Raw genomic sequence first — 14971 nt, forward strand, 5'->3', positions numbered from 1 at the left:
CGCACCTCACCCATGACCGCTCACCAGTTCTCCGCCCTGTTCGTGTTCGCGCTGTGCGCCAGCGTGCTGCTGCAACTGTGGCTGGCCCAGCGCCACGCCAACCACGTGCGGCGCCACCGCCAGGCGGTGCCGACCGAATTCGCCGAATCGATCACCCTGGCCAGCCACCAGCGCGCCGCCGACTACACCGCGGCCAAGGTCAAGTTCGGCATGATCGTCACCGTGTTCGAAGCCATCGTGCTGGCCGGCTTCACCCTGGGCGGCGGCATCGAGTGGCTGATGCGACTGGCCGACGGCTGGTTCGGTCCCGGCATCCTGTCCGGCGTGGCGATGATCGCGCTGCTGGGCGTGGCCAACGCGGTGCTGTCGCTGCCGTTCTCCTGGCACTCCACCTTCGGCATCGAGGCGCGCTTCGGCTTCAACCAGACCACCCCACGGCTGTTCCTGGCCGACCTGGCCAAGAGCGCGCTGCTGGCCGCGGTGCTGGGCCTGCCGCTGGTGGCCGGCGTGCTGTGGCTGATGTCGCGCATGGGCGACGCGTGGTGGCTGTGGGTGTGGGCGGCGTGGGTGGCGTTCACCTTCGTGATGATGTGGATCTTCCCCACCTGGATCGCGCCGCTGTTCAACAAGTTCGAGCCCTTGCCGGACGAGGCGCTGCGCCTGCGCATCGAGGGCCTGCTGGCGCGCTGCGGCTTCAAGGCCGCAGGCATCTTCATGATGGACGGCTCCAAGCGCTCCAGCCACGGCAACGCCTACTTCACCGGCTTCGGCAAGACCAAGCGCATCGTGTTCTTCGACACCCTGCTCAAGCAACTGAACGGCGACGAGATCGAAGCGGTGCTGGCGCACGAGCTGGGCCACTTCAAGCGCCGCCACATCATGCAGCGCATGGTCTGGACCTTCGCCCTGATGCTGGGCCTGCTGTGGCTGCTGGCGCAGCTGATGCACGAACCGTGGCTCTACCAGGGCCTGGGGGTGCAGAGCGCCAACACCGCCACCGCGCTGACGCTGTTCTTCCTGGTGCTGCCGGTGTTCACCTTCCTGTTCGGCCCGCTGGGCTCGTGGCTGTCGCGCAAGCACGAGTACGAAGCCGATGCCTTCGCCGCCGGCGAAACCCGCGCCGCCGACCTGATCGCCGCGCTGGTCAAGCTGTACCGCGACAACGCCGCCACGCTGACGCCCGATCCGCTGCACAGCGTGTTCTACGACAGCCATCCGCCGGCCGCGCTGCGCATCGCGGCGCTGAAGCGGCTGGCCTGAGCGCTGGCACCCCAAGCACGGTGATAACGTATGGCTTGCGTTTAAATGTCGATTCGCCATAGAACGGGACATCTCCTCCCCGGAAGCCCCGTCATGTCACTCGCCACCGAACATTGCCAAGCCGATGCCGCCGCCCTGTCCACGGTCGAGGCGGAAATGCTGCTCACCGAGCTGAACGACTGGCTGATCGCGCAGAAGCCGCTGGAAAAGACCTTCCGCTTCAAGAACTTCCACGAGACCATGGCCTTCGCCAACGCCGTGGCGTGGATCGCCCACCAGCAGGATCACCACCCCGACCTGGAAGTCAGCTACAGCCGCTGCAAGGTGGCGTGGTGCACCCACTCCGCGGGTGGGCTGACCCGTAACGATTTCATCTGCGCCGCGCGCGTGGATGCCTTGCAGGGCTGAATGAACGCCAACACCGCCACGACCGCCACCATCGTCGCCAGCCATGGCCGCGCCTATATCGTCGAGCAGGCCGACGGCACCCGCCTGAGCGCCAGCGCGCGCGGCAAGAAGACCGACTACGCCTGTGGCGACCGGGTGCGGATCAAGGTGCTCAACGCCGAGCAGGCGGTGATCGAAGGCGTGGAACCGCGCAGCACCCTGCTCTACCGCTCGGACCAATGGCGCGAGAAGCTGATCGCCGCCAACGTCACCCAACTGGTGATCGTGGCCGCGCCGGTGCCCAGCTTTTCCGAGGAGCTGATCGGCCGCTGCCTGATCGCCGCCGAGGCCGAGGACATCGCCCCGCTGATCGTGCTCAACAAGTGCGACCTGCCCGAGGCCGACGCCGCGCGGCAGAAGATGGCGTTCTGGCGCGCGCTGGGCTATCGCGTGCTGGAGCTGTCGGCACAGCAGCAGATCGCGCCGCTGCTGCCGTACCTGCAAGGCCAGACCAGCGTGCTGGTCGGCCAGTCGGGCATGGGCAAATCCACCATCACCAACGCCCTGCTGCCCGACGCCCGCGCCCGGGTGAACGAGATCTCGGTGGCGCTCGATTCGGGCAAGCACACCACCACCCACGCCACGCTCTACCACCTGGACGCCGCGTCGCACCTGATCGATTCGCCCGGCCTGCAATCGTTCGGCCTGGCGCACGTCACCGCCGAAGCGCTGCCCGGCCTGATGCCCGACCTGCGCGAACACCTGGGCGGCTGCCGCTTCCACAACTGCCGCCACCGCGCCGAACCCGGCTGCGCCCTGCGCGCCGCCACCGACCAGGGCACCATCCGCCCCGACCGCCTGGCACTGCTGCACCGCTTGCAGGATGAGTTGGCGGCCGCGGCGGCTTACTAGTCGGCGGGAGCCAAACCTTGGACCCCACACCTTGAACCACAGAGGACAGTGAGAGCACGGAGTTTCACGGAGAAAACAGAAAACCAACGCGAAAACCCTGGCAATCAACTGCCAAGCTTCTGTTCAGGTTTTCTCTGTGCCCCCTCCGTGTTCTCACTGTCCTCTGTGGTTCAAGGTGTGGGGTTTGGTTTGGCAACGCCCAAATCACCCCGCAATATGCGCCACCAGCGGCAGATGGTCGGAGGCGAGGCGCGCCAGGTGGCTGCGGTGGGTCCACACCTTGACCAGCCGCTGGCGGGGATGGATCCAGATGCGGTCCAGCGCGAACAGCGGCCTGAGCGACGGGAAGGTGTTCGGCGCGGGGGTCTTTTCGAAGCGCGTGGTCAGCCAGCGCAGCGGGCGGCCCCACATGAACCACTCGTTCAGATCGCCCAGCAGCAGCACCGGCATGGCGTCGGTGTCGAAGGTTTCCAGCAGCTTCTTCACCTGCGCGCGGCGCTCGGCGGGGCGCAGGCCCAGGTGGGTGGCGACCACCCGCAGCGGGTGGCCGTGGCAATCGATGTCGGCGTCGAGCGCGCCGCGCGGTTCGCTGCGGCCGAAGCGCAGGTCGAGATAGCGCACCGCGTTGACCGGGTAGCGGCTGAGCACGGCGTTGCCGTAGTGGCGCCCCGGGCGGTCGATGGTCGGGCCGGCCACGGGGATATAGCCGGTGGACGCGGCCAGCGCGGCCAGCACGTCGGGGCGGCGGTCGTCGCCCAGCGGTACTTCCTGCAAGGCCACCACGTCGGCGCGGATTTCGTTGAGCACGTCGGCGATGCGCTGCGGCGCGAAGCGGCCATCGCCGCCGATGGCGCTGTGGATGTTGTAGGTGGCCACGGTGAGCGGCCAGGGCGCCTTCATCGCGCGCCCTCGGTGCCCAGGCGCTCGGCGGCGCGACGGCGCAGCACGCGGCTGGCGGCGTAGGCGATGCCCACCAGCACGGCGGCGATCACCCCTAGCACCGCGAAGGCGCCGACGCTGGGATCGCGGATCGCCTCGGTGAAATGGTGCAGGAACAGCAGCATCACCACCGAGCCCGGCGTCATCCCCAGCAGGGTGCCGAGCATGAAGTCGCGCAGCCGGATATGCGACGCGCCGCAGACGATGTTGACCAGCGCATACGGTCCCAGCGGAATCTGCCGCAGCAAGGCCACGCTGATCACGCCGCGCTGCGCCAGGGTGCGGCTCAGCCGCGCCAGCTTGCCGCCGGCCAGCCGCCGCACCACGTCGCGCCCCAGCCAGTGGCCGATGCCATAGGTGACCGCCGAGGTGAAGGCGGTGCCGGTGACGGCGTAGGCCAGCCCGGCCCACGGGCCGAACACCAGCCCGGTGGCGGCGACCTGCACCGAGTGCGGAATCACCAGCAGCGCCGCCAGCAGGTAGGCCAGCAACACCAGCAGCGGGGTGAACGGCATCTGCTGCAATTGCTCGCCCACCTGCGACAGCGTCTCGGGGTGCATGTATTCGGAGAGCGGCGTGAAGCGCCACACCGCGGCCAGTGCGCACAATGCCACCGCCACCGTGCCGAACGCCATCAGCCGCCCGCGCAGCGGTGCCTGGGTCTCGCGCGGGACGAACTGCGCCAGCAGCCGCTCCGGCGGCACGATGCGCTCGGGGTCGAGCAGATCCAGCGCCGGCACCAGCGCCTCCGATTCGGGCGAGGCCACCGGCTCCAGCTCGACCAGGGTACGGCCTTCCTTGCGCAGCGCGGCGATGGCCGGCAGCAGGCGCCCTTCCCGCTGCACCGCTTCGGCCACCCGCTGCGGCGCCACGTCCAGGTGTTCGCCGAGCAGGCGGTCGCGCACCAAGGCGATGGCGGCCCGGATGCGCGCGTCGCCCCGTGCCTCGATGGCGACGTTGCATTCGGTGTCGAGCACCATCGAGCGGTTGTTGAGGTTGGCGGAGCCGATGGACAGCAGTTCGTCGTCGATCACCATCACCTTGCTATGGACGTTGACGCACTCCGGGTCCAGCCGCGGGATATGCGGGCACAGCATGCGGTAGCGGCCATGGTGGTCCACCTGCTTGAGGCGCGCGTGCAACCGGGCGCGTTGCGTGCCCATGGTCATCTCCTCCAGCCAGCCGCTCTCGGCGCGCCGCGACACCACCGCCACATCGGGCCCGTCGGCCTTGACCAGCTGCGCCGACAGCGCCTCGGCGACCAGGCCGGAGGTGAAGTACTGGTTCTCCAGGTAGATGTTGTCGCGCGCCGCGGCCAGCGCGTCGGCATACAGCGCGCGGATCTCCTGCACCCCGGCGCGCTCGTCGAACTCCGGCTCGGTGCGGGCGATGGCCAGCTGGATGTCGGTGAAATCGGGCTCGACATGGGCCGGCCAGCGGTCGCCCCCGGCCAGCGCCTCCAGCGGCTTGCGCGGATAGCAGCCGGCGGCGCGATACCAGCGTTCGCGCACCAGATCGCCGGCGGCGGCGGCGGCCGGACCGTCGAACATGATCTGCACGTCGTGGAACGGCGGGTAGCACTTGCCCTCGCCCGCCACGCGGCGCGTGTCGTCGCAGGCGTGGGCCGGCGTATCCCAGCGGTCGTGGGTCAGGTCCAGCCCGCCGATGAAGGCCAGCTTGTCGTCGATCACCACCACTTTCTGGTGATGCGAGCCGCCCAGCGGCAACTGGCCGTCCATGCGGAAGTGCAGCCGGCGATGGGTGCGCCAGCCGAGCTTGTAGTTGGGCAGCCATTCGCGGTCCAGCGCGAACAGTACGGTGTAGTCCCAGGTCAGCACGTGGCAGTGCAGGCCCTTGCGGCGCGCCACCACCTGGTGCAGGAACTCGCCCAGTTCCTCGGGCAGGCCGTCGTCGGCGCCTTCGGGCACCAGCCGCATCCGGCTGTCGATGTCCCAGCCCACGATCAGGATGCTGCGGCGGGCGTCGGCGATGGCCGCGCGCACCGCGCGGAAGTACGCCTCGCCATCCACCAGCACCGCGGCGCGATCGGCGTGCTCGACACGCCAGCAGTTGTGGCCGGGCCGCAGCAGGCCGCCCACGTCGTTGGTATCCGTATCCACCATCGTCTCCCGTCGATGGCCCGACTGGCGCGGGCCTCTTTCTCTTTGTCGGGGCGCCCCCGGGGTGCGACAACGGGAAAAAGCACGCAACCGCCGGCACGGCGGGAAGAGGAAGAACGACGAGAGAAAAAGGTTACCCTTCGACCGGCCGGCGGCGCCGGCTGCGGCCGCGCAGTTGCCACAGCACGTGCACGCGCCAGAACAGCTTCACCGCCAGGTAGCCGCCCACCGCCAGCAACGCGGTCAGCACCGGCAGCCCCACCAGCAGCGGCACGCCCAGCGACAGCGTCCAATCGCACATGGCGCGGCCCCATTCGAACCAGGTGTGGTCGGACCACGACGGCATCGGCGGCATGCGGTCGGTGCCGCGACGGCCGGTGACGAAGCCTCCGATCTGCACCGCCACCCAGTACAGCGGCCCGATGGTCAGCGGGTTGGTATAGAACGTGGTGAAGACGGCGACCGGCAGGTTGACGCGGAAGCCCAGCGCCAGCAGCGCGGCGGTGATGATCTGCAACGGCCCGGGGATCATGCCGCCGACGGCGCCGGCCGCGACGCCCCCGGCGACCGAGTGGCGGTTGAGGTGCCACAGGTTGGGGTGCATGAAGCGATGCGCGTAGCGACGCAGGAAAGCGTTCTGGTTGAGCTTGTCCTGATCGGGCAACACGTTGCGGAGGAACTTGCGAGGCATGGAAGGAATCTGGCTGTAGGGGACGCCCCCGGCTTTAAGAGACTGGCCGAAACGGGCAAAATTCCATCAGTTTTTTTCAATATCCGCGCAACGGCAGGGATGGCCGTTCGCGCAATGGGATCGTCATATGGTTGCAGTCACTCGTCCGCTTGCCCAATCCATCGCGGAAGCGGCCGACCCGGTGCACTGGCTGGCCCAGCTCGCCCCCCGCTACAAAGCCGAGGACCTCGAACGCCTGCGCGGCGCCACCGACTGGGTGCGCGAATGCTACGGCGATGCCCGGCTGGAGGAAAGCACCGGCCCGCTGTTCCATCACGCCGTGGCCGCGGCGTCCATCGTGGCCGACCTCAACCTGGACGCCGATACCGTGATCGCGGCGCTGGCCTACGCGGTGCCCGAGCGCCGCGCCGGCGCGCTCGACACCCTGCGCGAGCGCTACGGCGACAACGTGGCGCGGCTGGTCGAGGGCGTGGGCCGGGTGAAGAAGCTGGACACGCTGGCCCACGCCTCGCAAGGCAAGCCGCAGGAGGCCGCCGCCCAGATCGAGGCGGTGCGCAAGATGCTGCTGGCCATGGTCGAGGACATGCGCGTGGTGCTGATCGTGCTGGCCTGGCGCACCCAGACCATGCACGAACTGGTGAACGCCCCCGACGAGCTGCGCCGCCGCCGCGCCCGCGAAACGCTGGACCTGTTCGCCCCGCTGGCCAACCGGCTGGGGGTGTGGCAGATCAAGTGGGAGCTGGAGGACCTGGGCTTCCGCTACCTGGAGCCCGACACCTACCGCAAGATCGCCAAGCTGCTGGACGAGCGCCGGGTGGACCGTGAGCGCTTCATCGGCGAGGTGCTGGGCACGCTGCGCCGCGAACTGGCCGGCGCCGGCATCCACGCCGATCTGACCGGCCGCCCCAAGCACATCTACAGCATCTGGAAGAAGATGCAGAAGAAGAAGCTCGACTTCTCCGAGCTGTACGACATCCGCGCGGTGCGCGTGCTGGTGGACGATCTCAAGGATTGCTACACCGTGCTCGGCATCGTCCACAACCTGTGGCAGCCGATCCCCGGCGAATTCGACGACTACATCGCCCACCCCAAGGGCAACTTCTACCGCAGCCTGCATACCGCCGTGATCGGGCCGCAGGACAAGGCGCTGGAAGTGCAGATCCGCACTTTCGAGATGCACGAGCACGCCGAGTACGGCGTGGCCGCGCACTGGCGCTACAAGGAAGGCGGCCAGGGCGACAGCAAGTACGAAGAGAAAATCGGCTGGCTGCGCCAGTTGCTGGACTGGCGCGAGGACATGGCGCAGGAGACACAGCTGGCCGACGCCTTCAAGGCCGAGCTGTTCGACGACACCATCTACGTGCTGACCCCCGCCGGCCGCGTGATCCCGCTGCCCAAGGGCGCCACCCCGGTCGACTTCGCCTACCACCTGCACACCGACCTGGGCCACCGCTGCCGCGGCGCCAAGGTGGACGGCGCCATCGTGCCGCTGTCCACCCCGCTGGAGACCGGCCAGCGCGTCGAGATCCTGGCGGCCAAGGAAGGCGGCCCGCCGCTGGACTGGCTGCACCAGGGCTACGTGAAAAGCCACCGCGCCGCGCAGAAGATCCGCTACTGGATCCGCCAGCAGAACCTGGACGTGGCCATCGAATCGGGCCGCGCCATCTACGACCGCGAGGCCGCGCGCATGGCGCGGCGCGACGTCAATCAGGACGCCGTGGCGCAGCGCATGGGTTTCAAGGCCATCGAGGACCTGCTGGCCGCGCTGGGTCAGGGCGAGGTCACGCTGCGCGCGCTGGACGACGCGCTCACCTTCGACGACAAGCCGGCGGTCGAGGCCCCGGTCAGCGCCGAGGACGTGATCAAGGCCGCCCGCGCCGACCAGAAGGGCGAAGGCATCCTGATCGAGGGTGTGGACAAGCTGATGACGCTGCTGGCCAAGTGCTGCAAACCGGTACCGCCGGATGCGGTGGTCGGCTTCGTCACCAAGGGCCGCGGCATCTCGATCCACCGCAGCGACTGCACCACGCTCAAGCGCCTGGCCGCCGCCAGCCCCGAGCGGCTGATCAAGGCCGACTGGGGCCGCCAGACCAGCAACGTGTTCGCCACCGACCTGATGGTCGAGGCCCACGACCGTCCCGGCCTGCTGCGCGACCTGAGCGACGTGATGGGCCGCGAGAAAATCAACGTCACCGCCGTCAACACCCTGTCCAAGGACAGCCGCGCCCGGATGCGCTTCACCGTCGAGATCCGCAACGCCGACGAACTGGCACGCATCGTCGCCAAACTGAACGAAGTGAACGGCGTGCTAAGGGTGGATCGGATGTGATGGGTCGGCGAAACCCCAAATCTTGAACCACAGAGGACGGTGAGCGCACAGAGGATCAGTGAGAAAGGCCTGACCTTGCGGTTTTCTCCGTGTAACTCCGTGTTCTCACCGTTCTCTGTGGTTCAAGGTGTGGGGCTCAAGCCTTAGAGGTGCGCCGCGCCCGCATCACCCCCAGCAATCCCAGTCCGATCAATGCATAGGTGGCCGGTTCCGGCACCGGGCTGACGTTGGCGACGTTGAGCCGCACGGCAGGCATCACGTAGTTGGCGGTGCCTTTGCCTTCGGTGCCGTCGATCCGCGTGAAGTGGCCCTGGCTGAACGGCTGGTTCTGGTTGTCGTAGAAGAAGTTGGTGTACGGGCGGCCGAAATAGGAGAACTGCACGTGGTACAGGCTGCCGGCCAGCAGGCTGGTCTCGGGCAGCGTCAGGTCCAGCCACGACAGCGCGCTGGCGTCGGCGCTGGCGACCGAGCCTTGCCACAGCGTTTCGTCCTGGTAGATCAGCCCGTTGTCGACGTGCACCCGCGACAACGCCAGCCCCAGCGTGCCGGGCCGCAGTTGCTGGAACACGCCGATGGCATCGATGGTCAGGTTGGCGGTGGGACTGAACAGCACGCCCCGGCCCTGGGCCCAGCTGTCGTTGCTGTTGTGGGTGGTCAGCACCACCGCGCCGGGCGGCACGAACTCCACCACCTGGGCGTGCAGGCACGGCGCCAGCAGGGCGCCCAGGGTCAGGCCGAACACATGGACAATTTTCATTTCATGGCTCTCGCATCGGGCGAACGTTGATCGGAACGCGGCGTTTCACTGCGCCGCCGGATCAAGCTATGCGATGGCAACGTCGCCGCCGCGATCACACGATGGGCGTCGCCGTCGGCATGCCGTGCGGAGCACGGATCGGGCCAAACCCCAAATCTTGAAACACAGAGGACACGGAGAACACAGAGCAACACGGAGAAAACCAATCAGCAAGCACCGGCCTCGCCAGGCGGCAGGCGGCAGTCGGCATGTTCTGTAGCACGGTGCGCGATTTGGCACCTTTTAGCGCGCGATTTGACACGGGGTACTTTCGATAATCCACATGACAAATGGCCCGCAAATACGGGCCATTGTTCTGGACGGCGAGCTAGGCTCGAAGCATCAAGTAGGCCAGGCACAGCCCCAGCACCGTGAACTTGAGCAGCAACCGATTTCGCAGTGAACGCACTTCCCGCTCGTCCTCCGCCGTCATGGTTTCCGACGTGTCTTGCGTCCAGTCATCGGGATAGGCGCCGCGCATGGCTTGGTAGAAGTCCAACACAATGCCTGCCAATGCGGCAAAGCCCAGGGCGATAGCCAACCAGCTCAGAACCATCATTTTTCCGGGTAGTAGTAATCGAACGCCGTATCGGAGGCCAGCCCCGTCAATGCACCGCCAACCAGTGCGGAGAGGCCGACGACCCATCCTGCGGGATTGGACACCACAAGCGCGACGCCAGCGCCGGCCCCCAAAGCCCCCAACAGGCTGGCGCCTGTCGTGCTGGCTTCCTTGAGCGCCTGGCGCTCCTTGTCTTCGGCTTCCGCCACACTGTAAACCGATACCGCCAGGGAGAAGATCAGCAGCGCACGACCGGACATTTTGAAGTAGCGGATTTGGACGTTTACCTTTGGGTTCGTCCTGCCGGCGCTCTGGATAATTTCCAAATACACCTGATCCTGCTGCGCAGCCGAAAGCGCATTGAACGGGCTGCGGAACATCGCCACCGCCTTCTCTTCGCAAAGTACCGACAGCAACTTGCCCTGCTGCTTGATGTGCTTTGCTAATGCCAGCCCGTAAGAGCTGGTTCTGGCCCGCGTCAAATCCATGATGTGGTTGCGGATGGCATTGGCAGTCTGAGCGCCTTCGTGAGGTGTGATCTCGCGCAACTTTACTCGCGCAAGAATCTCGTTGGAGGCGGCCTTGACCTTCGCCTGATAGTCCGCCCGAAGCTGAGCATCGTTGATGAACATGATGGAGAACGCAAAAGCTTCGTTCTCCATCATGGTCAATGCGGTCTTGAGTTCGCTCCCCGCAACGGGGTAGGTGCTGCCGTCATTGCTGGGGGTCGAGACGACGGTATCAGTCCCAAAGGTCTTGGATGCAGGGTAGAAGTTCGCCATGAGCTACATCATCAGTTCGTCGATACCGAGGATTTCCACGGTAATGGGCTTGGCGGCACTGCCGGTGTAGATACGCTGGGTCAAGCCTTCTTCATCGGTGACCCCCTCGAACTTGCCAACGTCAGTCGCAACCCGATAGGGCTGCCGTGCCAGAGGCACGCCGGTCAACTCATCCGTGAGCAGCATCTGGTGGTCGAAGGATGAACCCGCTTCCTGCAAAAGGCTGTTCATGGCCGTTGCGGCCTTGCCCATCGACAGGCCAGCGACTGCGGTTGTCGCCGCCGATCCTCCAACCGGTTCATGGGTAGCCAGTGTTTGCTTGCCAGGAATCAGCACCGCCCCGCACGCGGTCTTGTCGCCGGCGCGCGCAAGATGGCGCCCCATCAATTCGATGTTTCCGCCACCTTGCACAATCGCAAAGCTGCCTTTGCACTTTGGGCAGTAGGTCATGTCGCCCACGGTTGCGACGGGTTTGCCTTGGAAGGTCATGGGGGACTGGGCGGAGGCCACCGTACCGCCGTGGCTGGTGGTGTCGCCCAACACAATGAAGAGCTTTCCGGGCATGCTTACAAGCTGCAACTGAATAGTTGTTGGCAATGGTAAGTCCGGGGTCTGGCCTCGACAAACCAATGCCCGCATTCGTTGTTGCAGCGCAAAGTTCTAGCGTAGACGCGCCTTTTCGTGTGCCACGGGGGCCAAACGCAGCGATAACGGCCTAGGCTGTGACCACAAATCCTTCCAGCTCACCATCCGGCGTCACCGCCAACCTGGCCAGCTCCCCCACCTCCCACATGAACGCCGCCTGCACGTGCGCATGGCACGCCAGTGCCACGGCGCCTTTCGTACGATTCACTTTGAATCAAAACGAATCGGGAGGCCCCATGGCTCAAGGTGAAACCAAGGTTCTGACGGCGCATGTGCGGTTGCCACTGGCGGAAAAAGTCGATCAGATGGCCGCGCGCCTGGAGCGCTCTCGCGGCTGGATCATGAAACAGGCGTTGTCCGCATGGAGCGACCAGGAAGGAGCAGGCGGGCCTTGCCCGCCCAGAGTTAATTTTCTCCGTGAAACTCCATGTTCTCACCCTCCTCTGTGGTCCAAGATTTGGGGTTTCAACCCTCCCCGCCCCGCAACCTCACCGCACCGCCGAGCGCGCCATGCGGATGTAGGTGTGGCGCCGGCCGCGGATGGCGATCGACAGCGCCATGATGTTCTCCGGCACGGCGATGCCGGTGAAGCCGCAGTCGCCGATGTGCAGCATGTCGGCGCCGGCGCGCTTGGCGGACAGCGCGATCTCGCGCACGGTGGCCTCGTCGGCGCCCTCCTGGCTGGTGCCGATGGCCGCCAGCACCAGGGCGCCCGCCTGCTTCACCCGCGCGATGGTGTGCGCCAGATCGTCCTCGCGCACGCCGGGCACGGTGCCGGGTGCGGGCAGCAGCACCACGTCGGCGCCGGCCTGGGCGAAGCGCACGGCGGCGTCGCCGGGCGCCGCGTCGCGGGTGCCGGACGAGTGCATCTTGCCGGCGATCACCAGCCCGCCGAAGTATTCGCGCGCGTCGCCGATGGCGCGCTCGATCTGCGCGTTGGTCACGCCGGTCTTGGGGTTGCCGGTCAGGCAGACGAAGTCGCAGCCCAACGCCTTGGCCTGGGCCAGCGCGCGCGGCGTGGCGGTGCGGCCCTCGGCGATCGCCTCAAGCTGTTCCAGCGCGTCCGACTGCGCCGCCACCGGCTCCAGGTTGACGCCCACCGGCAGGCCGGTCAGCCGCTTGAGCACCGGCACCGGGCTGCTGTGGTCGCCGCCGTCCGCCGGCACGCGGGCGTGGTCCAGCCCGACCACCACCGGGGCGAATACGTCCAGCATGTTGAGCAGCAGCAAGTCCGCGCCGAACGCCTTGACGATCTCGCCATTGGTCACGTCCGGGTACAGCGGCGGCGCGACCACGATGGTCTCGGCCACCACCGTGCGGCCTTCGGCCGCCAGGATCGACTGCTTGAGGGATTCCCTGTCCAGCGCGCGGAAATCGGACGCGCTGCAATCGAGGATGCGCTTCATCGGACACTCCTTTAGCGAGACGAAAACGCTACCGTGCCACGGTCGTCCGGCCAGGGGTAGGGGCTGCGATAACCATTAGGCATGGCCCCTCTCGATTTAGGCCCTTTCTCATTGCACCGCAACAAACCGCTGGTTATACCTGTCATGGTTTTTCCTCAGTAAAACCAGAGACATAGAGGTTCGCCATGCAATCCCTCAAAACGAAGTTGACGGTGTTCGTGGCCGCATTGCTCGTGGTGCTCACGCTGATTCTCAGCACCACCATGTACGTGAGCATGCGTTCGCAGATCGACGACGGCCTGCAAAACGAGATCCAGGGCACCGCCCAGGGCTACGAATCGATGCTGCGCACCTGGGTTCAGGACAAGGGCCAGATCGTCACCTCGCTGGCGCAGTCGCTACGCACCGCGCCCGACCCCGTGCCGGCACTGCAACTGGCCGCCGGCTCGGCCAAGTTCGACAGCGCCTACCTCGGCACGCCGGACAAGCGGATGATCGAAAGCCGCAAGCTCGGCCTGCCCGACGACTACGATCCGACCAGCCGCCCCTGGTACAAGCAGGCGCAGGCGGAGGATCGCACCATCCTGACCCCGCCCTACATCGATGCGTCGAGCGGCCGGCTGATGTTCTCGTTCGCCGCGCCGGTCAAGGGCGAGGACGGCTCGTTCAAGGGCGTGACCGCGGCCGACATCTTCCTCGACGACGTGGTCCAGGACGTGCTCGCCATCAAGCTCAACGGCGGCGGCTACGCCATGCTGCTGGGCGACGACGGCTCGCTGCTGGTCCATCCGAACCAACAACTGGTGCTCAAGTCGGCGCAGGAACTGTCGCCCACGCTGACGCCCGAACTGCTCAAGTCGCTGACCGCCCACCCGCGCCTGACGGAGATCAGGCTCAAGGACGGCAGCTCGCAGTTCTTCTACCTGAAGACCGTGCCCGGCACCGGCCTCAGCCTGGGGATGATGATCGACCGCGCCCAGGTGCAGGCGCCGCTGACGCGCCTGCTGGCGATCATGGCGGCGATCACCATCGGTGTGCTGCTGGTGGCGGTGCCGCTGGCGGGCTTCGTGGTGAACCATATGCTCAAGGGCCTGGGGCGCCTGAGCGTGGCGCTGAACGAGATCGCGGAAGGTGGTGGCGACCTGACCCGCAAGCTGGGCGTCGAGGGCAACGACGAAGTGGCCGGCGCCGCGGGGGCGTTCAACCGCTTCGCCGAGCAGTTGCGCGGCATGTTCAGCGAGATCCAGGGCGAATCGGCGCGGCTGACCTCGGGCGTGAGCGACATCAACGACGTGGTGCGCCTGCTATCCGGCGATTCGCAACGGTTGTCCACGCTGGCCGGCGAGATCATCGAGCAGATCACCGCCAGCACCAGCCACATCGCCGACAGCGTCAGCGACACCAACAACCTGGTGGGCGACACCGACAAGCTGTCGAACGAATCGGCCGCCGCCATGCGCGAAGTGGCCGAAGAGATCACCAAGTCGGCGCACGAGGTGGAAAACCTGGCCTCGCTGCTCGACAGCCTGTCGCGACGCTCGCAGGACATCAGCGGCATCATCCAGGTGATCCGCGAGATTGCCGACCAGACCAACATGCTGGCGCTGAACGCCGCCATCGAGGCGGCCCGCGCCGGCGAGCAGGGCCGCGGCTTCGCCGTGGTGGCCGACGAGGTGCGCAAGCTGGCCGAGCGCACCAGCGAGGCCACGGTGGAGATCACCACGCTGATCGACGGCGTGCGCAGCGAAAGCGAGGCGGCGGTGGTCAACATGCAGAAGACCCACCAGGCGGTGCAGGCTGGCGTCAAGCTGTCGCACGTCGCCGCCGACAAGGTGGCGCACATCCGCGGCAACATGGAGCACGTGCTGCGCCGCGTCAGCGAGATCGCCGTCGCCACCCGCCAGCAGCAGGACGCCACCGCCGTGATGCGGCAAAGCGCCGAGGGCGCCACCTTGCAGATGCACGAATCCACCGCCGCGCTGCAAAAGGCCACCAACGCCGCCGACGAACTGGGCAAGCTCGCCACCTTCCTGCGCGACATGTTCAGCAAGTTCCGCCTGTAGGCGGCTACCACCGCCGCGGGCCGCCCGGTCCGCCGCGAACCAAGGCCGGGATACCGCGAGGTGCCCGGCCTTGTGTTTTGCC

The 14971-nt window shown here is 66.8% G+C and carries 13 protein-coding genes and 1 pseudogene; 6 read left to right on the forward strand and 8 right to left on the reverse strand.

The window, feature by feature from the left end:
- The first annotated feature begins 12 nt into the window (after positions 1–12).
- The 3 genes from C556_RS0109580 to rsgA all read left to right on the forward strand — a co-directional run bounded on the left by C556_RS0109580 (position 13) and on the right by rsgA (position 2559).
- The gene (locus C556_RS0109580; RefSeq protein ID WP_018748030.1) at positions 13–1260 is read left to right on the forward strand and encodes a M48 family metallopeptidase; all 1248 of its coding nucleotides are present in this window, start codon (positions 13–15) and stop codon (positions 1258–1260) included.
- 93 nt (positions 1261–1353) lie between these two features.
- Positions 1354–1668, forward strand: coding sequence for a 4a-hydroxytetrahydrobiopterin dehydratase (locus C556_RS0109585; protein WP_018748031.1), 315 nt, complete (start codon positions 1354–1356; stop codon positions 1666–1668).
- Complete coding sequence (gene rsgA / locus C556_RS0109590; protein ID WP_018748032.1) at positions 1669–2559, forward strand: ribosome small subunit-dependent GTPase A; 891 nt, start codon at positions 1669–1671, stop codon at positions 2557–2559. It begins immediately after the preceding gene.
- Positions 2560–2763: 204 nt separating this feature from the next.
- Here rsgA and C556_RS0109595 read toward each other — a convergent pair whose 3' ends face one another.
- The 3 genes from C556_RS0109595 to C556_RS0109605 all read right to left on the reverse strand — a co-directional run bounded on the left by C556_RS0109595 (position 2764) and on the right by C556_RS0109605 (position 6309).
- Positions 2764–3459, reverse strand: coding sequence for an endonuclease/exonuclease/phosphatase family protein (locus tag C556_RS0109595; protein ID WP_018748033.1), 696 nt, complete (start codon positions 3457–3459; stop codon positions 2764–2766).
- The gene (locus C556_RS0109600) at positions 3456–5621 is read right to left on the reverse strand and encodes a VTT domain-containing protein (RefSeq protein ID WP_018748034.1); all 2166 of its coding nucleotides are present in this window, start codon (positions 5619–5621) and stop codon (positions 3456–3458) included. The genes C556_RS0109595 and C556_RS0109600 overlap by 4 nt, the downstream gene beginning before the upstream one ends.
- Positions 5622–5751: 130 nt before the next feature.
- Positions 5752–6309, reverse strand: coding sequence for a DUF2062 domain-containing protein (locus C556_RS0109605; RefSeq protein WP_018748035.1), 558 nt, complete (start codon positions 6307–6309; stop codon positions 5752–5754).
- Positions 6310–6436: 127 nt separating this feature from the next.
- Between C556_RS0109605 and C556_RS0109610 the strand changes: the two genes are divergently transcribed.
- Positions 6437–8638: a RelA/SpoT family protein gene (locus C556_RS0109610; protein ID WP_018748036.1), complete on the forward strand. Its 2202-nt coding sequence runs from the start codon at positions 6437–6439 to the stop codon at positions 8636–8638.
- 136 nt (positions 8639–8774) lie between these two features.
- Here the strand turns inward: C556_RS0109610 and C556_RS0109615 are convergent, their stop codons facing one another.
- The 4 genes from C556_RS0109615 to C556_RS19970 form a co-directional block, all read right to left on the reverse strand.
- A complete protein-coding gene (locus C556_RS0109615; RefSeq protein ID WP_083930532.1) occupies positions 8775–9395 on the reverse strand; it encodes a PEP-CTERM sorting domain-containing protein in 621 nt (206 codons plus the stop codon).
- Between the two features lie 367 nt (positions 9396–9762).
- Positions 9763–9990 carry a hypothetical protein gene (locus C556_RS0109620; protein WP_018748038.1) on the reverse strand — a complete coding sequence of 76 codons (228 nt, stop codon included), beginning with the start codon at positions 9988–9990 and terminating at the stop codon, positions 9763–9765.
- The gene (locus tag C556_RS19965) at positions 9990–10775 is read right to left on the reverse strand and encodes a hypothetical protein (RefSeq protein ID WP_018748039.1); all 786 of its coding nucleotides are present in this window, start codon (positions 10773–10775) and stop codon (positions 9990–9992) included. Before C556_RS19965 ends, C556_RS0109620 begins: the two co-directional genes overlap by 1 nt.
- A 3-nt stretch (positions 10776–10778) precedes the next feature.
- Entirely contained in the window at positions 10779–11339 is a 561-nt protein-coding gene (locus C556_RS19970) for a PAAR domain-containing protein (protein WP_018748040.1), read from the reverse strand.
- Between the two features lie 317 nt (positions 11340–11656).
- Here C556_RS19970 and C556_RS24085 point away from each other — a divergent pair.
- A pseudogene (locus C556_RS24085) lies at positions 11657–11785 on the forward strand (ribbon-helix-helix domain-containing protein); the annotation flags it as partial.
- Between the two features lie 123 nt (positions 11786–11908).
- Here the strand turns inward: C556_RS24085 and C556_RS0109640 are convergent.
- Positions 11909–12826 (reverse strand): DUF7916 family protein, encoded by a 918-nt coding sequence (locus tag C556_RS0109640; RefSeq protein ID WP_018748042.1) that lies wholly within the window; start codon positions 12824–12826, stop codon positions 11909–11911.
- A 185-nt stretch (positions 12827–13011) separates the two neighbouring features.
- Between C556_RS0109640 and C556_RS0109645 the strand changes: the two genes are divergently transcribed.
- Positions 13012–14889, forward strand: a complete 1878-nt coding sequence (locus tag C556_RS0109645) for a methyl-accepting chemotaxis protein (protein ID WP_018748043.1) — start codon at positions 13012–13014, stop codon at positions 14887–14889.
- Positions 14890–14971 lie beyond the last annotated feature (82 nt).

Source organism: Chitiniphilus shinanonensis DSM 23277, assembly GCF_000374805.1.
Classification (GTDB): domain Bacteria; phylum Pseudomonadota; class Gammaproteobacteria; order Burkholderiales; family Chitinibacteraceae; genus Chitiniphilus; species Chitiniphilus shinanonensis.